The organism is Klebsiella sp. C239 (assembly GCF_048822715.1).
GTDB classification, from domain to species: Bacteria; Pseudomonadota; Gammaproteobacteria; order Enterobacterales; family Enterobacteriaceae; genus Klebsiella; species Klebsiella quasipneumoniae.
Map to the genome: position 1 here is coordinate 239,957 of NZ_JBMEZK010000004.1, position 19,271 is coordinate 259,227.

16 protein-coding genes are annotated in these 19,271 nt (G+C 60.5%); 7 read left to right on the forward strand and 9 right to left on the reverse strand.

Annotated elements, in window-relative coordinates; genetic code table 11:
* Window positions 1-2: 2 nt before the first annotated feature.
* From ACOI6Z_RS13445 to ACOI6Z_RS13465, 5 genes are read right to left on the reverse strand one after another with little or no spacing between them, the layout of a single operon-like run.
* Entirely contained in the window at window positions 3-1,208 is a 1,206-nt protein-coding gene (locus tag ACOI6Z_RS13445; protein ID WP_023289475.1) for an acetyl-CoA C-acyltransferase, read from the reverse strand.
* A 2-nt stretch (window positions 1,209-1,210) separates the two neighbouring features.
* Window positions 1,211-2,695 (reverse strand): FAD-dependent oxidoreductase, encoded by a 1,485-nt coding sequence (locus ACOI6Z_RS13450; protein ID WP_101990478.1) that lies wholly within the window; start codon window positions 2,693-2,695, stop codon window positions 1,211-1,213.
* A 60-nt stretch (window positions 2,696-2,755) separates the two neighbouring features.
* Window positions 2,756-3,820 (reverse strand): aldo/keto reductase, encoded by a 1,065-nt coding sequence (locus ACOI6Z_RS13455; RefSeq protein WP_023289473.1) that lies wholly within the window; start codon window positions 3,818-3,820, stop codon window positions 2,756-2,758.
* Window positions 3,817-5,004 carry an MFS transporter gene (locus ACOI6Z_RS13460; protein WP_065813087.1) on the reverse strand — a complete coding sequence of 396 codons (1,188 nt, stop codon included), beginning with the start codon at window positions 5,002-5,004 and terminating at the stop codon, window positions 3,817-3,819. The genes ACOI6Z_RS13455 and ACOI6Z_RS13460 overlap by 4 nt, the downstream gene beginning before the upstream one ends.
* 49 nt (window positions 5,005-5,053) lie before the next feature.
* Entirely contained in the window at window positions 5,054-6,052 is a 999-nt protein-coding gene (locus ACOI6Z_RS13465; RefSeq protein WP_065813088.1) for an aldo/keto reductase, read from the reverse strand.
* 100 nt (window positions 6,053-6,152) lie between these two features.
* Between ACOI6Z_RS13465 and ACOI6Z_RS13470 the strand changes: the two genes are divergently transcribed.
* From ACOI6Z_RS13470 to ACOI6Z_RS13495, 6 genes are all read left to right on the forward strand, one after another.
* Window positions 6,153-7,067, forward strand: a complete 915-nt coding sequence (locus tag ACOI6Z_RS13470) for a LysR family transcriptional regulator (protein ID WP_023289470.1) — start codon at window positions 6,153-6,155, stop codon at window positions 7,065-7,067.
* Between the two features lie 134 nt (window positions 7,068-7,201).
* The gene (locus ACOI6Z_RS13475; RefSeq protein ID WP_023289469.1) at window positions 7,202-7,633 is read left to right on the forward strand and encodes a MarR family winged helix-turn-helix transcriptional regulator; all 432 of its coding nucleotides are present in this window, start codon (window positions 7,202-7,204) and stop codon (window positions 7,631-7,633) included.
* On the forward strand, window positions 7,633-9,285 hold the full coding sequence (locus ACOI6Z_RS13480; RefSeq protein WP_065813089.1) for an MFS transporter: 1,653 nt from the start codon (window positions 7,633-7,635) through the stop codon (window positions 9,283-9,285). The genes ACOI6Z_RS13475 and ACOI6Z_RS13480 overlap by 1 nt, the downstream gene beginning before the upstream one ends.
* A gap of 28 nt (window positions 9,286-9,313) precedes the next feature.
* Complete coding sequence (locus ACOI6Z_RS13485; RefSeq protein ID WP_065813090.1) at window positions 9,314-10,399, forward strand: HlyD family secretion protein; 1,086 nt, start codon at window positions 9,314-9,316, stop codon at window positions 10,397-10,399.
* Entirely contained in the window at window positions 10,396-11,775 is a 1,380-nt protein-coding gene (locus tag ACOI6Z_RS13490; RefSeq protein ID WP_101990477.1) for an efflux transporter outer membrane subunit, read from the forward strand. The genes ACOI6Z_RS13485 and ACOI6Z_RS13490 overlap by 4 nt, the downstream gene beginning before the upstream one ends.
* The gene (locus ACOI6Z_RS13495; protein WP_072413124.1) at window positions 11,776-12,450 is read left to right on the forward strand and encodes an O-methyltransferase; all 675 of its coding nucleotides are present in this window, start codon (window positions 11,776-11,778) and stop codon (window positions 12,448-12,450) included.
* 60 nt (window positions 12,451-12,510) lie between these two features.
* Here ACOI6Z_RS13495 and hrpA read toward each other — a convergent pair whose 3' ends face one another.
* The gene (hrpA, locus tag ACOI6Z_RS13500; RefSeq protein WP_048334923.1) at window positions 12,511-16,413 is read right to left on the reverse strand and encodes an ATP-dependent RNA helicase HrpA; all 3,903 of its coding nucleotides are present in this window, start codon (window positions 16,411-16,413) and stop codon (window positions 12,511-12,513) included.
* Window positions 16,414-16,616: 203 nt separating this feature from the next.
* On the opposite strand from hrpA, the gene azoR reads away from it, so the two are divergent.
* A complete protein-coding gene (gene azoR / locus ACOI6Z_RS13505) occupies window positions 16,617-17,222 on the forward strand; it encodes an FMN-dependent NADH-azoreductase (RefSeq protein ID WP_002902889.1) in 606 nt (201 codons plus the stop codon).
* A gap of 36 nt (window positions 17,223-17,258) precedes the next feature.
* Here the strand turns inward: azoR and ACOI6Z_RS13510 are convergent, their stop codons facing one another.
* From ACOI6Z_RS13510 to paaX, 3 genes are read right to left on the reverse strand one after another with little or no spacing between them, the layout of a single operon-like run.
* Window positions 17,259-17,666 carry a GFA family protein gene (locus ACOI6Z_RS13510; RefSeq protein WP_023289463.1) on the reverse strand — a complete coding sequence of 136 codons (408 nt, stop codon included), beginning with the start codon at window positions 17,664-17,666 and terminating at the stop codon, window positions 17,259-17,261.
* Between the two features lie 11 nt (window positions 17,667-17,677).
* Complete coding sequence (gene paaY, locus ACOI6Z_RS13515; RefSeq protein ID WP_023289462.1) at window positions 17,678-18,274, reverse strand: phenylacetic acid degradation protein PaaY; 597 nt, start codon at window positions 18,272-18,274, stop codon at window positions 17,678-17,680.
* A gap of 9 nt (window positions 18,275-18,283) precedes the next feature.
* Entirely contained in the window at window positions 18,284-19,210 is a 927-nt protein-coding gene (paaX, locus tag ACOI6Z_RS13520) for a phenylacetic acid degradation operon negative regulatory protein PaaX (protein ID WP_072199087.1), read from the reverse strand.
* Window positions 19,211-19,271 lie beyond the last annotated feature (61 nt).

The following is a 19,271-nucleotide window of genomic DNA, read 5'->3' on the forward strand; positions in this document are numbered from 1 at the left end:
CCTCAGATCGTTTTCACCAGTAACGCAATCCCCATCCCGCCGCCGATGCACAGCGACGCCAGGCCGGTCGGTTGATTCTCCCGGCGCAGCGCGTGCACCAGGCTGACCACAATCCGCGTCCCGGAACTGCCCAGCGGGTGGCCGAGGGCGATCGCGCCGCCGTGGACGTTCAGCCGGGAAGCAATCTCCTCCTCCGTCATCTGATGCGCTCTGGCCAGTCCCTTGACCACCCCCAGCACCTGCGCGGCAAAGGCTTCGTTGATCTCCAGCCGGGCCATATCGCTGAGCTGAAAACGCCCGCGGCGCAGGGCGCACGCTATCGCCGGCAGCGGGCCAAGCCCCATCATGGACGGGTCGACGCCGCCCTCGCCAAAGGAGACAATCTCCGCCAGCGGCTGCAGGCCATAGCGGGCAACGGCGCGCGCCGACGCGAGGATCACCGACGCGGCGCCATCGTTCAGCCCGGAGGCATTGCCCGCCGTGACGCTGCCGTCAGCGCGAAAGGCCGGTTTCAACGCCGCCAGCTGCTCGGCGCTAAGATCATGGCGGATCGGCTCATCCTCGCGGACCGTGCTCACGCCCCGCTTCGCGCTGACCGTCACCGGCACCATCTCATCGGCAAAATAGCCGGCGCGGCTGGCGGCGGAGGCTTTGTGATGGCTCTCCAGGGCATACTGGTCCTGCGCCGCGCGCGAGATCTGCTCCTGCGCGGCGATGGCCTCCGCCGTTTCCCCCATCGGGATCTGCAGCAGCGGATCGGTTAATCCGTCGCGCTGGATCACATCTTCACTGCTGAACGCGCCGAATTTCATCCCGCCCCTTATCTCTCCCCGCAGCAAAAACGGCGCCTGACTCATATTTTCCATTCCGCCGGCGACCACCAGGTCGGCATAACCGCTCTGGATATGGATCGCCCCTTCGGTCAGGCTTTTCATGCCGCTACCGCAGATCATATTCAGGGTGTAAGCCGGCTTTTGCACCGGGATCCCCGCCCGCAGCGCAACCTGACGCGCCGGTCCCATCCCCTGCCCGGCGGCAAGGACGCAGCCGCAGATCACCTCATCGATCCACGCCGGGTCAATGCCGGCCTGCTGCAGGTTGTGCCTGACGGTGAGCGCGGCCAGCTCCACCGCGGAGACCGTTTTCAGGGCGCCAAGAAAGCGCCCCACCGGCGTACGGCAGGCCGCGACGATATAGACTTTGTTCATGATTATTCCATTACGTAGAGCGAGGAAAGATACTGCCGTGTCCCGGCTTCGCTGCCGGTAAAGCCCACATAGCCATCGGGATTGACCACCGCATAGTCATCGGGGCCGATCTGTAGCGCTTCGAGAAACGCCTCATCCGCCGGTTCGAGGGGGCAGAATATAAACCAGCCGGCCTGCTTCAGGCGGGACATAGGAGGACAAGCGGCGCGGGCGGAAAAGATCACCACCTTACCGCTGGCGAAGACGTCATAGCTGTTGCGAAACATCGCCTGCGGCGAGGCAAAAACGTACCAGGGAACATGGTGCCCTGCCAGGCCGTCCGGGCGCTGCGCCTGCGTCGCGGTGAAACCGGCGTACTGCAGCGGCAGCTGGTGACGATAGTAGTGACGGTTGCAAAACTCCGGAAAGTAGACCCCGTCGATATGATTTCTCGGCACCAGACCGGCAATCAGGCCGGTATCGCGATCGGTGAAGCGCAGTACACCGCTCACCGCCGCGAAGCGCTCGGCGCGATAAGACGCCGACAGTCGGTCAGTGGCCACGCCGTGCAGATAGAAAGCCAGCTTCCAGGCGAGGTTCACCGCATCCTGGACGCCGGTGTTCATTCCCTGCCCGCCAATGGGACTGAACAGGTGGAAGGCATCTCCCGCCAGCATAATATGATGCTGCAGATTGTCATCGGCGATGCGGTTATAGAAATTGGCGCTGGAAGACCAGGTGAGCGTTTGCGCCGGCGGCACCTGAGGGCAGTAGCGCGCCAGCGCGGCGTTAATCTCCTGCAGGTCCGGCACCGGACGCGGCGTCGGCAGGCGCCCGGCTTTTTTAATCACGATCCTGACCTGATTGTCCGGCATGGGCAGGAAAATCAAAAAGCCCTGCTCATCAATATGGTAGGAGGTTCCCGGGAGCGTCGCCGCGCGGTCGAATTGCACGTCCGCCATCACAAAATGCAGCGGATAGTCATGACCGCTAAAGCCGATCCCGGCCAGCTCGCGGACGGTGCTGGCCGCGCCGTCGGCGCCGATAATATAGTCATAAGCGGCGGAACAGGCCCGGCGGGCATCGTCGAGCAGGGAGACGTGATAGCGTTCCCCCTCCCGGCGCCAGGAGACCAGCTGGTGCCCACGTTTTACCTCCCGCCCGGCGTCGGCCAACGCCGTTTCGAGGATCTTCTCCGTCCGCGGCTGGGGGATACTGACATGGAAGGGGTAACAGGTGGCGAGTCGGCGGTTATCGATATGCAGAAATTTGCGGTTTTTATAGTAAGCGTAGACTGACTGAACCTGCTTTCCCTGGGCGATCAGTTCCCCGGCAAGGCCTAAGCCGTGGAAGGCTTTAATGGTCGCCGGACTGACGCTCAGCGCTTTGGACCAGGCGGTGCTGTGGGTATTTTTATCAATGATATCAAAATCAATTCCATACTTATTCAGATAGCAGCCAATGATTAACCCTACCGGGCCGGCGCCAACAATGAGTACTTTTTTCACGATCGAGCCTCTCTGTATGCCCCGTGCGGGGCATACGCGTGTTGCCTGGGTGTAGGGTGATTAGGGATAGATATCATCGGCCAGACGACGATCGCCGGCGACATTGCAGATATGCCAGTAGGGGTATGGTTTCTCTTTCTCGCTCACGCTGTTGAGGATCGCCGTCTCCTCGTCGCTCAGCGTCCAGTTCAGCGCCGCCAGGTTATCCTCCAGCTGGGCCAGTTTGGTCGCGCCGATCACCAGCGAAGCAATCCCCGGACGGGTACGCAGCCAGTTGAGCGCCACCTGCGCGACGCTGGCGTTGCGCTGGCGGGCAATCTCCTGCATCACCTCCAGGGTCTGCCAGGCCTGCTCGCGGTTGGCGATCGGCGCGGATTCGAACGGCGTGGCGTTCGCCAGGCGACTGCCCTCGGGAAACGCCTGATTGCGTGGGTATTTACCGGTGAGAAAGCCCCCGGCCAGCGGGCTCCAGACGGTGATGCCGACGTTCTGATCGACGCTGAGCGGGATAATCTCATGCTCCAGTTCACGCGCGGCGATATTGTAATAGCCCTGATAGACGCAGAATTTCTCCAGCCCAAGGCGCTCCGAGATCCCCAGCGCCTTCGCCAGCTGCCAGGCCGCGTAGTTGGAGACCCCGATATAGCGAATTTTCCCGGCGCGGATCAGCGTATCCAGCGTGCGCAGGGTATCCTCCAGCGCGGTGCGCGGATCGAACCCGTGAAGGTGATAGATATCGATATAATCGGTCTTCAGCCGCTGCAGGCTGGCCTCGACGGCATTGATGATATGGTAGCGCGACGCCCCCAGCGCGTTCGGGTTGGGGTCGGTTTGCCAGCGTCCTTTGGTGCCGATAATCACCTGCTGGCGTTTTCCCTTCAGCGCGTTGCCTAGCAGCTCTTCGCCCTGGCCGTTCTTATAACAGTCCGCGGTATCAAAAAAGTTAATCCCGGCGTCCAGCGCTTTGTACACCAGGTCGTAGGCCGTCTGCTCAGGCACCACGCCGAATTCCGACCAGTTGCGCCCCGGCGCGCCGAGAAAGGCCCCTTTCTCGCCAAACGTCATGGCGCCAAAACAGAGCTCCGAAACCGACAGCCCGGTGGAACCTAAATATCGATACTTCATGCTTGACTTCCTTTTAAAGGTGACAACGTCACACTAGCGATAACCCATCCGCTGGCGGTCAGGCAAGCGCCGGCCAGGGGAATGTGAGAGAGAGAGACGCCGGAGGCGAGCAGCAGCCCGCCAAACCAGGCGCCGCCGGCATTGCCGAGGTTAAAGGCGGCGATATTGCACGAAGAGACCATGCTTTTGCCGCTCTCACTGCTGTCCAGGGCCTGCATCTGCAGCGGCGGAATGGTGGAGAACATCGCCGCCCCCAGCAGAAACACCGCCGCGCAGGCGCCGGGCAGCGTCTGAATCGCCCACGGGAAAAGACACAGGACGACGCTCAGCAAGGCGAGAGTTAGCAGCAGCGCCCGGCGGACGCCGCCGTCGGTCAGTCGGCCGCCAAGATGATTCCCGGCGACCATCCCGACGCCGAACAGCATCAGCACCGGCGGAATAAGGTGGTCGCTCATCCCGGTGACGGTTTTCAGCATCGGCGCGATGTAGGTGAAGGCGGCGAAGACGCCGGAGAACCCGAGGGCGGTGATCAGCAGGCTGCGCAGCACCGCGGGATGACGGAGCACCTTCAGCTCATCGCGGATCCGGCTCTGGGCCGACGGCTGCGCCTGACGGCCAGGCACCAGGGCGATCACCGCCAGGGCGGAGAGAATGCCGATCAGCGTGACCATATAGAAGGTATAGCGCCAGCCAAGGTACTGCCCCACCCAGGCGCCGAGCGGCACGCCCAGAATATTGGCCAGGGTGGCGCCGAGAAACACGGCGGAGACCGCCGAAGCCCGTTTATCCACCGGCGCCAGCTCCGCGGCATAGACCGAGCTTATTCCGAAGAACGAGGCGTGAGCGAACGCAGTTATTACCCGGGCAATAATTAGCATGGTCATATTACCGGCGACCGCACAGCCTAAATTTCCAATGGAAAATAAGATCATTAAAAATAACAGCGCGGGTTTTTTGCGATAACGGCTTAATAGCGGCGTCAGCAGCGGCGCGCCAATCACCACCCCACAGGCATAAGCGGTAATAGACCAGGCGGCGAGCGTAATGGATATATGAAAGTCATGGGCCACATCGAGTAATAAACCCATAATCACAAATTCGGTGGTGCCAATACCAAATGAACCCACGGAAAGCGCATACACCGCCGCAGGCAATCCCGCCGGACGGGAAACAGCAATAGTCATAAGTTACCTTATCTCCCGCCAGACCGGCGGGAGGAGCGTATTCAGGAGATTATTTATCGATTAAATTAAAGTCGCCCTGGTTATAGCGTAATCCGGCGACGTTTTCGGCAGCGAAAATATGATCGATGGCGAGAATATCCTCAGGGGAGAGCATAATATCGGCCGCAGCGGCATTATCGCGCAGATGGTTCATTTTTCGCGCCCCGGGGATCGGCACGATATCTTCCCCTTTGCTCATCACCCAGGCGAGGGCCATCTGCGCCAGGGTGGCCTCGTAGCGGCTGGCGACCTGCTGCAGACGGTCGAGCAGTTGCTGGTTTTTGCGCATGGTTTCGGCCTGGAAGCGCGGCAGATTGCGACGAAAATCATCGGCTGCGAAGGCGCCGGGGTCGGTGATCTGGCCCGTCAGGAAGCCGCGGCCCAGCGGACTGTAAGGGACAAAGCCCACGCCCAGTTCGCGGCAGGCCTTGAGGATGCCGCCCTCCGGCTCACGGGTCCATAGCGAGTATTCCGTCTGCACCGCGGCGATCGGATGCACCTTGCAGGCCCGGCGCAGCGTCTGGGCTGACACTTCCGACAGCCCGATATGGCGAATTTTACCCTCTTTGACCAGGTCGGCCATGGTGCCCACCACCTCTTCCACCGGCACCGCGGGATCGACGCGGTGCTGATAGAGCAGATCGATGGTCTCGATATTCAGCCGCTTCAGCGACCCTTCCACCGCCTCGCGAATATGTTCCGGACGGCTGTCGACGCCGGCCATCCGCTCCAGCCCCTGGCCGGTCGGCAGAATACGAAAGCCAAATTTGGTGGCAATCTGCACCTTATCGCGGATGCCTTTAATCGCTTTCCCAACAAGGACTTCATTGTCAAAAGGCCCATACACTTCGGCGGAATCCAGGAAGGTCACCCCCATGTCCACTGCGGCATGGATGGTATTTATCGCCTGCGACTCCTCAGCGCCGCCATAGGCGAAACTCATTCCCATACACCCGAGACCCAATGCGGAAACCTGGAACTTCTCTTTTCCGAGATAACGTGTTTTCACCTTATTTTCCTTACGTGCTGAATGTTATTAAATATATACTTCCCTTTTACATTGATAACAATTAATCTATTCCGAACGCGGTGTTAGCTGGAAATTAACAATGAAAACGTTGCCTGATTTGCAACAAATTGAAATATTAATACTCATAGTGAAACATGGCAGTTTTCGGCAAGCTGCCAGAGCATTAAATCTTTCACCGCCGGCCCTCACCAGCGCTATTAATCATCTGGAAGAAAAATTAGGCGTGCGCCTGCTCAATCGCTCGACGCGCAGTTTGTCTTTAACCGCGGTGGGTGAGGAATTTCTTAATAATATGACGCCGGTGGTGAATGATTATCGCCGGGTGGTCGACAGTCTGAATTATCACCGTCTGACCCCGGAAGGGGTGGTGAAAGTCAATTTACCGCGCATTGTTCTCGACCTTTTCTTTCAGCGCTATTTTATTGCTTTTAAAACCGCCTATCCTGACGTGACGCTGGAGCTGTTTACCACCGATCGGAAAGTGAATATTATCGAGTCCGGTTTTGACGCTGGCATTCGCTATTCCCGGGACGTGCCCAAAGATATGATTGCCATCCCCTTTGGCGAGAAGCTGTCGCTGATCCCGGTGGCCAGCCCGGACTATCTCCACGAGGCCGGAGCGCCCGACACCCCGCAGTCGCTGGTCAATTTCCGCTGCATCAACCGCTGTTTTCCCAGCGGCGAAAAGTACCGGTGGGAATTTATCAGCCCCGACGGCGAGCCAGGCGAAGTCGCCGTCAAGGGCGATCTGGTCGTCGATTCCGATACGGCGATGATCCAGGCGGCGGAGAGCGGACTGGGGATCGCCTTTGTCTATCAGTCGCTGGTGTCCGCGCAACTGAACGCCGGCAGCCTGGTTCGCTTATTACCCAGCTACCGCTACCCGGCGGATCATTTCTGCGTCTACTATCCGAGTCGCAAACATATTCCCGCGCCCCTGCGCGCTTTTATCACCTGGGTGATGGCGCAGAATAAGAGCATCCTCCATGAGTAAATGGCCTGAGGGGGTATCTTCCTGTCGCCACAATAAACGCACACACCGTTAACCCTTTTTTATCCTTTCCCTTGAATTCCGCCGGTTGTCAGACATAAACTCGTTAGAGCTCTAACGATTTTGGCAGACGACCTATGGACCATCGACAGCTTAACTTCTCCCATCTTTTATATCTGACCGCCCATCACTGGAGGCTGGCGGTTAATCGTCGGCTGAAAAACCTCGGTCTCAGCCAGGCCAGCTGGGTGGCGGTCGCCGCCATCGCCCGCCACCACCAGCCGCTGTCGCAAAGCGAACTGGCGCAGGAGCTGGGAGTGGAGAGCCCGACCATTGTGCCGCTGATCAACCGCCTGGTGGCCCTCGGCCTGGTGGAGCGCGTCACCACCGACCGCGATAAACGCAAGCGGCTGCTGGTGGTCACTGACCAGGGGCAGGCCCTCTTCGAGCAGGTCAAAACGGTGGCGGACGATCTGCGTGAAGAGATCCTGACGGCGATCACGCCGCAGGAGCGGGAACAAACTCAGCGGGTGCTGGAAAAGCTGTTGCGCGAAGTGGAGAAGAAATAATGCCCCGTCGCCAGAGTAACCCCTACGTCCCTCATGACTGGGCGCCGCATGAAAAACCGGCCCTGCTCGGCTCGCCATCGACGCCGCTGCACAGCCCGGCGAAGCGCCTGGCCTACGGGGTGGTCGGACTGCTGGTGTGCCTCACCGGCGCGCTGGGCAACGCGGTGGTCACCGCCAATCTGCAGCTGCTGCAGGGCACCTTCGCCGCCTGGTCGACGGAGATCGCCTGGCTACCGGCGGTGTATGTCATGACCAACGTCTCCATTAACCTGCTGCTGGTGAAATTTCGTCAGCAGTTCGGGCTGCGCGCCTTTACCGAAGGCTTTCTGGTGCTCTATGTGCTGGTCACCTTCTTCCACCTGTTCGTCAACGATCTCAGCTCGGCGATGATGGTCCGCGCCGCCCACGGCATGGTGGCCGCGGCGCTCAGCTCGCTGGGGATCTACTATCAGGTGCAGGCCTGGCCCGCACGCCACCGCCTGAAAGGGCTGACTATAGGTATCACCGGCTCGTCGCTGGCCATTCCGCTGGCGCGCCTCTTTTCCACCGAGCTGCTGCAGATCGATGAATGGCGCGGGCTCTACTTCTTTGAGCTGGGGCTGGCACTGGTGTCGCTGGCCTGCGTCATCGCCCTGAAGCTGCCGCCGAGCGATCGTAAAAAGGTGTTCGAGAAGAAGGATTTTATTACCTTCTTCCTGCTGGCCCCCGGCATGGCGCTGGTCTGCGCGGTGCTCTCGCTGGGGCGGCTCGAGTGGTGGTTCGAAGCGCCGTGGATCGGCTGGTCGCTGGCCGCGGCGGTGGTGCTGATCGTCGCCGCCATCGCCTTTGAGCATAACCGCAGCAATCCTCTGCTCAATACCAAATGGCTCTCCAGCGGCAGTATCCTGCGCCTCGGTCTGATTATGCTGCTGATCCGCATCGTGCTGGCGGAGCAGAATACCGGGGTGATCGGCTGGCTGCAGTACGTTGGCCTGCAAAACGAACAGATGACCAACCTTGCGTGGTCAATTTTCGCCGGCATTCTGTGCGGGATCATCGCCAGCTGCCTGACGCTTAACCCGCAGAAGCTCTACTGGCCGACCGCCACCGCCCTGGCGCTGATCATGGTGGCCTCGCTGCTCGACAGCCAGTCCAACGCCCTCACCCGTCCGGAACAGCTGATGTTCAGCCAGTTTTTGCTTGGCTTCGGCAGCGCCTTCTTTCTGGCGCCGGCGATGCTCGCCGGCATTGGCGGGGTGTTCGCCGATCCGCGCAACCTGGTCAGCTTCTCGGTGCTGTTCGGCATGAGCCAGAACATCGGCGGTCTGCTGGGGTCGGCGATACTCGGCACCTTCCAGACCTGGCGGGAAAAATTTCACTCCAGCCTGCTGGCGGACCAGATTACCACGCTCAACCCGCTGATCGTCGAGCGGCTGCAGCAGTACAGCCAGATGTACCAGAGCCAGATCGGCGACAGCACGCTGCTTAACGTCCAGGCCACCACCCTGCTGCAAAACGCCGCGACGCTGCAGGCCAATATTCTCGCCTGGAATGACACCTATCTGCTGACGGCGGCGATCTCCGCCGGGACGTTAGTGTGGGTTTTCTGGCGCTTAATTCGCTTACGACTGACCGCCCGTATCGCCTTAAAACGCGCCACCGGCAGCAAATAATTATCATCATTTCATCTCTGGAGTCGTTATGAGTCAGCAGGATGCGGCCAAACAACAGGCCAACACCCGGAACAACATTCGCGTGGTCTCCATTTTTACCGCCGCGGCGATAGGCTTCGTCGGCGTACTGGTGATCCTCTATGCCTGGCAACTGCCGCCGTTCACCCGCCATAGCCAGTTTACCGACAACGCCTACGTGCGCGGGCAGACCACCTTTATCAGTCCGCAGGTCAACGGCTACATCACTGCCGTCAACGTCAAGGATTTCGCCATCGTTCAGCCGGGCGAGGTGCTGTTCCAGATAGACGATCGCATCTATAAGCAGCGGGTGCACCAGGCCCAGGCCACCCTGGCGATGAAGGAGGCGGCGCTGCGCAACAACCTGCAGCAGCGCAAAAGCGCCGAGGCGACGATCGCCAAAAATGAAGCCGCGCTGCAGAACGCCCGCGCGCAGAATCTGAAAATCCAGGCTGATTTAAAACGGGTGCAGGAGCTGACCGCCGATGGATCGCTGTCGATCCGCGAGCGGGATTCCGCCCGCGCCAGCGCCGCCCAGGGAGCAGCGGATATTGAACAGGCGAAAGCGGCGCTGGAGATGTCGCGCCAGGACCGCGAATCGACCATCGTCAATCGCGATTCACTGGAGGCCGACGTGGCCAGCGCCAAAGCCGCCCTCGAGCTGGCGCAGATCGACCTGCAGAATACGCATATCATCGCCCCCACCGGCGGCCAGCTGGGGCAGATTTCGGTGCGTCTTGGCGCTTACGTCAGCGCCGGAACCCATCTGACTTCGCTGGTGCCGCCGCAGCACTGGGTGATCGCCAACCTGAAAGAGACCCAGCTGGCCGATGTGCGTATCGGCCAGCCGGTTACCTTCACCGTTGACGCGCTCAACGGCGAGACCTTCCACGGCAAGGTGCAGAGTATCTCCCCGGCGACCGGGGTGGAGTTCAGCGCCATTTCGCCGGACAACGCCACCGGCAACTTCGTCAAGATCGCCCAGCGCATCCCGGTGCGCATCACGGTTAACGAGGGGCAACGCAACAGCGAGCGCCTGCGCCCCGGCATGTCGGTGCAGGTGACCATTGATATCCGCGCGGAGAAGCAGCCATGATCCGCCCGGTCACCCTTGCCATCGTCCTGGCGCTGGTCGGCTGTCAGTCCGCCGATGTGCAGCGCGCCCAGCCGACGCTCGCCATCCCTGCCGCCTGGCGGGCCGACGTTGGCCCTGCCAGCCCGGTGGAAGGCGTATGGTGGCGTAATTTTCATGACAGCGCGCTGAATCAGTATGTCGACCGGGCGCTGCGCTATAACAGCGATGTGCTGATCGCCCGCGAGCGGGTGAATGAGTATCAGGCGCGGGCGTATGCCGCCAACAGCAGTCTTTTCCCCTCGCTGGATGCCAGCCTGACCGGCACCCGCGCCCGCGCGCAGTCCGCCGCCACCGGCCTGCCGATCCACAGTACGGTGTACAAAGGCGGCCTGACCGCCAGCTATGATGTCGATATCTGGGGCGCGAACCGCAGCGCGGCCAGCGCCGCCGGGGCCAGCCTCGAGGCGCAGAAAGCCGCTGCCGACGCGGCCAATTTGAGCGTCGCCGCCTCGGTGGCCGTGGGCTATGTGACGCTGCTGTCGCTGGATGAGCAACTGCGGGTCACGCAGCAGACGCTCCAGGCGCGGGAAGACGCCTGGCGCCTGGCCAAACGTCAGTATGAAACCGGGTATACCTCGCGCCTTGAGCTGATGCAGGCGGATTCGGAGCTGCGCTCCACGCGGGCGCAGATCCCGCCGCTGCAGCACCAGATTGCGCAGCAGGAAAACGCCCTCAGCGTGCTGCTGGGGGATAACCCCGGCGCGATAAAACGCGGCGAATTCGCCGGGCTCACCCCGCTGCGTCTGCCCTCGCAGCTGCCGTCCACCTTGCTCAACCGCCGCCCGGATATCGTACAGGCCCAGCGTCAGCTGGTCGCCGCCGATGCCACCCTGGCCTCGTCCCAGGCGCAGCTGCTGCCGTCTATCAACCTGACCGCCACCGGCAGCCTGCAGGACCGGACGCTGCCGGATCTGCTGGACAACCCGCTGCGACTCTGGAGCATTGGCGGTAGCATCCTGGCGCCGCTGCTTAACCGCCAGGCGTTAAATGCCCAGGTGGATGTCTCGATGGCCCAGCGCAACCAGGCGCTGTACAGCTATGAGAAAACGGTGCGCGGCGCGTTTAAAGAGGTCAATGACAGCCTGGACGCCATTAGCCGCTACGGCGAACAGCTGACCGAACTGCAGGGGCAGGAGGCGGTGGCGGAAGAAACATTGCGCATTGCGCAGAACCGCTACCGTAACGGCTACTCTTCGTATCTGGATGTGCTTGATGCCCAGCGAACGCTGTTCTCCACCCAGCTTAGCGTGGTACAGGTGAAGAATAACCTGCTGCTGGCGCAGATCGATCTATACCGGGCGCTGGGAGGCGGCTGGTCTGACTCATCAGGGAGCTAAATGGGGAAGCGTCATATGCAACAACAGTGGTCTGCAGTAGACAATTATTTGATTGAGGCCTTAATTCCCAGCGATCCTGTGCTCGATCGGGTACTGGAAAACAACCATCGTGCCGGGCTCCCGGCACACGATGTCGCCGCCAATCAGGGTCAGTTTCTCGCCTTGCTGGTACGGCTTACCCAGGCTAAGCGGATCCTGGAGATCGGCACCCTCGGCGGCTATAGCACCATCTGGATGGCGCGCGAGCTTCCTGCCGACGGCCAACTCCTCACCCTGGAGGCCGACGCGCATCATGCCCGCGTGGCGCGGGAGAATCTGCAGCTGGCGGGTGTTGACCAGCGGGTCACGCTGCGGGAGGGGCCCGCGCTACAGTCCCTGGAGGCGCTTGGCGAATGTCCCGCTTTCGACCTGATCTTCATCGATGCCGATAAGCCGAATAACCCCCATTATCTGCGCTGGGCGCTGCGTTATTCCCGCCCGGGAACCTTAATTATTGGCGATAACGTGGTACGCGACGGCGAAGTGGTCAACCCACAGAGCGCCGACGAGCGCGTTCAGGGCGTGCGTCAGTTCATTGAGATGATGGGCGCCGAGCCACGGTTGACGGCAACGGCGCTGCAAACCGTGGGCACGAAAGGCTGGGACGGCTTTACCCTGGCGTGGGTCAACGCTTAAGCGTGGACGCCTGGCCCGTCGCCCCGGTAAGCGCAGCGCCACCGGGGACAACCGGCCAGGTTACGGCGTAATCTGCTCCATCGCCTGTAGCACGCGTTTGTCCGAGATAGGGTACGGGGTCCCCAGCTGCTGGGCGAAGAAGCTCACCCGCAGCTCCTCGATCATCCAGCGGATCTCCCGGACATCGTCGTCTTCACGGCGGTTCGGCGGCAGCTTATTCAGCCACTGCTGCCACGCCTGCTGCACGCTCTCGATTTTCAGCATCTGCGCGCGGTCGCGGTGCGGATCGATAGCCATCTTCTCCAGACGCTTTTCAATCGCCTGCAGATAGCGCAGCGTATCGCCAAGACGACGGAAGCCATTGCCGGTGACAAAGCCGCGGTAAACCAGCCCCGCCATCTGCGCTTTGATGTCCGACAGCCCCAGCGCCATGGTCATATCCACCCGGCCTTTCAGCCGTTTGTTGATATTGAACACCGCGGTGAGGATCTGCTCGACCTGTTTGGCGATCTCCACGACCGTCTCGTTGAGCTCGGCGCGAACTTTATCATGCAGCTGGCTAAAGCCCTCTTCCGTCCACACCGGCCCGCCCGCCTCGTCGATAAGCTTATCAACGCCGCAGGAGATGCAGTCGTCAATCAGATCCAGCACTTTGCCGTACGGGTTAAAATAGAGCCCGAGCTTGGCTTTGTTCGGCAGCTTCTCGTGCAGATACTTAATCGGCGACGGAATGTTAAGCAGCAGCAGGCGACGCAGACCGCGCCACATGGCCTGCTGCTGTTCCTGTGGATTATCAAACAGCTTGATGGCCACGCTGTCGCGCTCGTCCACCAGCGCCGGCCAGGCTTTCACCTTATAGTTGCCGCGCTTCTGTTCGTAACTCTCCGCCAGGGTGCCAAAGCTCCAGATATGCAGCCCGCTCTGCTCGATGCCGTCATCAGCGACCGCCGACAGCGTCTCCTGAACTTTGCCCTTCAGCGCCTCTTTCAGCGCCTGCAGCGAGCGCCCTTCCTGCAGCTTCTTGTTTTTATCGTCCACCACCCGGAAAGTGATTTTCAGGTGATCGGGCACCTGATCCCACTGCCAGGCTTCGCGGTCGATGGTCACGCCGGTCATCCGCCGCAGTTCGCGCTCGAGGGAGTCGAGCAGCGGCAGCTCCAGCGGCGTCGCCCGGCCAAGAAACGCTTCCGCATAGTTGGGCGCCGGGACGAAATTGCGCCGCACCGGCTTCGGCAGCGATTTTATCAGGGCGATAATCAGCTCCCGGCGCAGACCGGGGATCTGCCATTCAAACCCGGCCTCCTCCACCTGATTAAGCAGCGGCAGCGGAATATGCACCGTCACGCCGTCGGCGTCGGCGCCCGGCTCGAACTGATAGGTCAGACGCAGCTTCAGATTGCCCTGGTGCCAGAAGTTCGGATAGTCCAGTTTGCTGACCTGCTCCGCCCCTTCCTTAATCAGCATGCTCTTCTCAAAGTTGAGCAGATCCGGGGTGTCGCGGCTGGCCTGCTTCCACCAGGCGTCAAAATGCCGGGCGGAGATGACGTCGTGGCTGATGCGCTGGTCGTAGAATTCGAACAGGGTCTCGTCATCCACCAGAATGTCGCGGCGGCGCGACTTATGCTCCAGCTCTTCGATTTCCGCGCGCAGCTTCAGGTTCTCCCGGAAGAAGGCGTGGCGCGTTTGCCAGTCACCCTCCACCAGCGCGTGGCGGATAAACAGCTCGCGGCACAGCGCCGGGTCGATCTGGCTGTAGTTGACCTTACGCGCGCCAACGATCGGCAGGCCATAGACGGTGACCTTTTCCGTCGCCATCACCGCGCCCTGCGCCCGCTCCCAGTGCGGCTCACTGTATGAGCGTTTGATCAGGTGCTGCGCGACCGGCTCCACCCACTCCGGCTCAATGCGGGCGGCAATGCGGCCCCACAGCCGGCTGGTTTCCACCAGTTCCGCCACCATCGTCCACTTCGGCGGCTTTTTAAACAGACCGGACCCCGGGAAGATGGAGAAGCGGGCGTTACGCGCGCCGGTAAACTCCTGTTTATCGGCATCCTTCATGCCGATGTGCGACAGCAGACCGGTCAGCAGCGCAGTATGGATCTCGCGGTATTCCGCCGGTTCGCTGTTGATCGGCAGGCCGAGCTCTTTCACCACCTGACGCAGCTGGGTGTAGATATCCTGCCACTCGCGCACGCGCAGATAGTTCAGAAAATCGACCCGGCACTGGCGGCGGAACTGATTCGACGACAGCGCCTTCTGCTGCTCGCCGAGGTAGTTCCACAGATTGACGAAGGCGAGGAAATCAGACTCTTTATCGTGAAAGCGGCGGTGCTTCTCGTCGGAGGCCTGCTGCTTATCCATCGGCCGCTCGCGCGGATCCTGAATCGACAGCGCGGAGGTGATGATCATCGCTTCCCGCACGCAGCCGTGCTTCTGCGCCTCCAGCACCATCCGCGCCAGGCGCGGGTCCACCGGCAGCTGGCTGAGCTGGCGGCCCATCGGCGTTAGCTTATAGGCGGTGGCCTGCTCATCGGTGGTGATCGCGCCCAGCTCTTCCAGCAGGCGCACGCCATCCTGAATGTTGCGCTTATCCGGCGCTTCAACGAACGGGAAGGCGGCGATATCGCCTAAGCCCAGGGCGGTCATCTGCAGGATGACCGACGCCAGGTTGGTGCGCAGAATTTCCGGGTCGGTAAATTCCGGGCGCGACAGGAAATCGTCTTCTGAATAAAGACGAATACAGATCCCTTCCGAGACGCGGCCGCAGCGGCCTTTACGCTGGTTGGCGGAGGCCTGGGAAACCGGCTCGATCGGCAGGCGCTGCACCTTGGTGCGGTAGCTGTAGCGGCTGATACGCGCGGTACCGGGATCGATAACGTACTTGATGCCCGGCACGGTCAGCGAGGTTTCCGCCACGTTGGTCGCCAGCACGATGCGCCGTCCGCTGTGCGGCTGGAAGACGCGGTTCTGCTCGCTGTTGGACAAGCGAGCGTACAGCGGCAGCACTTCGGTATGGCGCAGATCCAGCTTATTCAGCGCATCGGCGGTATCGCGAATCTCCCGCTCGCCGCTCATAAAGATCAGAATATCCCCCGGCCCTTCGCGCCCCAGCTCGTCGACAGCATCAAAGATCGCCTGCAGCTGATCGCGCTCGGTATCGTCCGCCTCTTCCACTATCGGCCGGTAGCGCACTTCCACCGGGTAAGTCCGCCCGGAGACTTCGATAATCGGCGCATTATTGAAATGCTTTGAGAAACGTTCCGGGTCGATGGTCGCCGAGGTGATGATGATTTTCAGGTCAGGACGGCGCGGCAGCAGCTCTTTCAGGTAGCCGAGCAGGAAGTCGATGTTCAGGCTGCGCTCGTGCGCTTCATCGATAATGATGGTGTCATACTGCATCAGCAGGCGATCCTGCTGGATCTCCGCCAGCAGAATACCGTCGGTCATCAGCTTGACCATGGTGTTGTCGCTGACGTGATCGCTAAAGCGGACCTTATAGCCGATACAACCGCCCGGCTCCGTTTGCAGCTCCTCGGCGATACGGTTGGCGACGGTTCGCGCGGCCAGACGACGCGGCTGGGTATGGCCGATCAGCCCTTTCAGCCCGCGGCCCAGCTCCATGCAGATTTTTGGCAGCTGGGTGGTTTTACCCGAACCGGTCTCCCCGGCGACAATCACCACCTGGTGATCGCGTACCGCCTCGAGAATTTCTTGTTTTTTCTGGCTAACCGGCAGGTTTTCCGGATAGGTGATGGCCGGTCGCGCCGCTTCGCGCAGCAGGACTTTACCGGCTGCCTGGCTTATCTCCTGCGCCATCTCCTGGAGGATGGCCTGTTGCGATTCAGGATTTTTAACCTTCTTCACGCCGTGCAGACGGCGGGCAAAGCGCGTTTTGTCGCGCAGCATCAGGCCGTCGAGCTGTTGATAAAGCTGGGGGAAGGTGATTTTTTGTTGTTCTGTCATAGCGTTATCGGGCAGAGCTCTGCCGGGAAAATCTCTTTTGAAGTATTGCCTTAGAGTACCACATCTGTGTCATCCGTGCCTTGTTCAAAAAATCTGAACATAGGATTCGATATATTGCGCTATCTCTGTGGCGCGATTGTGAATACAGTGTCATCAAGCACCAGGGCACTGACCCGTCAATCACATTAAAAAAGGAAACACCCATGAGCAAAGTATTAGTTCTGAAATCCAGTATTCTGGCAGGGTACTCACAATCTGGTCAGCTTTCCGACTATTTTGTTGAACAATGGCAGGAAAAACACCCGGGCGACGAGATCACCGTGCGTGACCTGGCCGCTAATCCGATCCCGGTTCTGGATGGTGAACTGGTTGGCGCCCTGCGTCCGAGCGACGCGCCGCTGACGCCGCGTCAGCAGGAAGCGCTGGCCCTTTCCGACGAGCTGATCGCCGAACTGAAAGGCAATGATGTGATTGTTATCGCTGCGCCGATGTACAACTTCAACATTCCGACGCAGTTGAAAAACTATTTTGACCTGGTGGCTCGCGCCGGCGTGACCTTCCGCTACACCGAGAAAGGGCCGGAAGGTCTGGTGACCGGTAAACGCGCGGTCGTCGTGACCAGCCGCGGCGGTATCCATAAAGATACCCCGACCGACCTGGTCACCCCGTACCTGTCCACCTTCCTCGGCTTTATCGGCATCACCGACGTGAACTTCGTGTTCGCCGAAGGTATCGCTTACGGCCCGGAAGTCGCGGCCAAAGCGCAGTCTGACGCGAAAGCGGCCATCGACAGCGTGGTTGCAGCCTAATATTTCACTCCTCTCGCTTCCTGCGGGAGGAGTGTTTTACTTTTTCTCGTAGCGCAAATACCCCACCACGCCTCCGCCGCCATCGTTTGGATGATTCACCCCGTCGTTGACCTCCACGCAGGAAAAATCGAAAGGCGAAACGCCGTCAATGCAGGCCACATTCACCCCATACTCCTGTGGGTTTGAACGCCGTTGATGAAAGGTGTAGATCCCGCATACCGAGCAGAAAAAGTGCACGGCTTCACCTGTATTAAAGCGATACTCGGTGAGCTTATCCCTTCCGCGTACCACCTCTATGCCTGAACGCGGCGAAGAGACCGCGACCGCCCCGCGCATTCGACAATATGAGCAGTTACAGCGCCGAGCGGTATTGAAGCCGTCGCTGAGTTCAACGGTAAACGCCACCGCACCGCAGTGACAGTGAGCGGATAATTTCTCTGCCATATATTTCCCCCTCAGGTTGAGGATTTTGGCCGCAGGTTTTCATCAAATTCCAGCCGCTTACGCCCCTCTTCCACTTCCCGTAATGGCTCAACCTGATGCAGCGTCTGCTTACAGCGTTCCACCAGCACTTGGTATTCACGGGTGCCATGCTTTTTCCACGCCAGCTCCTGTTCGCTCAGGACGCGAATCGCTTTTGCCGGGCTGCCGATGATCAGATGGTTGGCGGGCATCTCGGCGTTGGCTTTGACAAAGGCCGAGGCGCCGACAATGCTGTTTTCGCCGATGGTCGCCCCGTCGATAATCACCGCGCTCATGCCCACCAGCGCGTTGCGGCCAATCACGCAGCCGTGCAGAATAGCGCCGTGGCCGATATGTCCGTCCTCTTCCACCACCGTATCCTGGCCGGGGAAGCCGTGCATCACGCAGTTGTCCTGAATATTGGCCCCGTCTTTGACCACGATGCGGCCAAAATCGCCGCGCAGGCTGGCGTTGGGCCCAACATAGACCCCTTTGCCGAGGATCACGTCGCCAATCAACACCGCGGTCGGGTGGACGTAACTCTCCTCCGGCACCACTGGGGTCAGTCCATCAATCTGATAAATCGGCATGCAACCTCCTTATGCGCCCGGCAAACCGCCAAAGCGCTGATAATAGAGCGGGCCCGGCGCGGGAAGCTCGCCGACCGAGCTTTCACCTTTCTCGCTGACGAACGCCAGCGCGCCGGGACTCACCCGTTGGTAAATATTGATACACAGCTGGCGGGCGGTTTGCCCCGCCCAGTGCGCCGGCAGCAGCTCTTCCGGTAGCAGCGGATCTTTGAGCACCACCCGGCGATAGAAATGAATCAGCAGGAGCTGGATCTGAAAGCTGCGTTCCGGCGTTAACTCCGCGGGGTCGCAGTCGCGCAGGAGCGGCAGTAACGGCCGGAATAACGAGATAAAGGCCTCATACATCTCGTTTTGTTCGGTGAGATGCCAGCACTCCTCCACCCGGCTGCGCAGCGCCGCCCGGGAGAGCGCCAGCGGCGAGTGGGCTTCAAAACAGATGACGTTTTCGGCGACCCCCGCTTCATGGAGCAGCGACTGGACATCCGCCAGCTTTTGCGACGGCGAGGCTAACAGGCTCGGCGCCAGCGCGCCAAACCCCTGCCACAGCAGCTGCTTTTTGACGTCGGCCAGCACATTTTTCTCCAGGCCTTCCGAAAGCAGCAACAGCCAGGTGCCGTCCCATTCCGGAGCGTTCGCGCGATAAATTTTATGTTCCGCGCGACGGGTCAGGCGCAGCCCTTTGTCGCTCAGACGATAGAAGCTGCGGCGGCCGATACGGACGACATCGAGCCACTCCTCTTTATTGAGGCGAAACAGCGCGGTGCGGACGAAACGCTCGCCGAAGCCTAATCCTTCCAGCAGCGCCGCGACGCTGCCCAGCCACACTTCCCCACCGCGTTGTAATAAGGCGTCGCCATACAGCGAGGCGATTAATGACGTGCCGCTGATCGGCGTCGCCGTCACCGCTTGTTGAATAAAGGCGTCGAGTTTGCTCATCTGATTCATTCTGTTGTTATATTTTTCCTTTATGAATCATAGCACAGGAAATTCCCGGCCT

Bases quoted from the DNA above. Each gene is read 5' to 3' on its own strand.
- ACOI6Z_RS13445 (WP_023289475.1), bottom strand. From the start codon at position 1,208: ATGAACAAAGTCTATATCGTCGCGGCCTGCCGTACGCCGGTGGGGCGC.
- ACOI6Z_RS13455 (WP_023289473.1), bottom strand. From the start codon at position 3,820: ATGAAGTATCGATATTTAGGTTCCACCGGGCTGTCGGTTTCGGAGCTC.
- ACOI6Z_RS13460 (WP_065813087.1), bottom strand. From the start codon at position 5,004: ATGACTATTGCTGTTTCCCGTCCGGCGGGATTGCCTGCGGCGGTGTAT.
- ACOI6Z_RS13470 (WP_023289470.1), top strand. From the start codon at position 6,153: ATGAAAACGTTGCCTGATTTGCAACAAATTGAAATATTAATACTCATA.
- ACOI6Z_RS13475 (WP_023289469.1), top strand. From the start codon at position 7,202: ATGGACCATCGACAGCTTAACTTCTCCCATCTTTTATATCTGACCGCC.
- ACOI6Z_RS13480 (WP_065813089.1), top strand. From the start codon at position 7,633: ATGCCCCGTCGCCAGAGTAACCCCTACGTCCCTCATGACTGGGCGCCG.
- ACOI6Z_RS13485 (WP_065813090.1), top strand. From the start codon at position 9,314: ATGAGTCAGCAGGATGCGGCCAAACAACAGGCCAACACCCGGAACAAC.
- ACOI6Z_RS13490 (WP_101990477.1), top strand. From the start codon at position 10,396: ATGATCCGCCCGGTCACCCTTGCCATCGTCCTGGCGCTGGTCGGCTGT.
- ACOI6Z_RS13495 (WP_072413124.1), top strand. From the start codon at position 11,776: ATGGGGAAGCGTCATATGCAACAACAGTGGTCTGCAGTAGACAATTAT.
- hrpA (WP_048334923.1), bottom strand. From the start codon at position 16,413: ATGACAGAACAACAAAAAATCACCTTCCCCCAGCTTTATCAACAGCTC.
- azoR (WP_002902889.1), top strand. From the start codon at position 16,617: ATGAGCAAAGTATTAGTTCTGAAATCCAGTATTCTGGCAGGGTACTCA.
- ACOI6Z_RS13510 (WP_023289463.1), bottom strand. From the start codon at position 17,666: ATGGCAGAGAAATTATCCGCTCACTGTCACTGCGGTGCGGTGGCGTTT.
- paaY (WP_023289462.1), bottom strand. From the start codon at position 18,274: ATGCCGATTTATCAGATTGATGGACTGACCCCAGTGGTGCCGGAGGAG.
- paaX (WP_072199087.1), bottom strand. From the start codon at position 19,210: ATGAGCAAACTCGACGCCTTTATTCAACAAGCGGTGACGGCGACGCCG.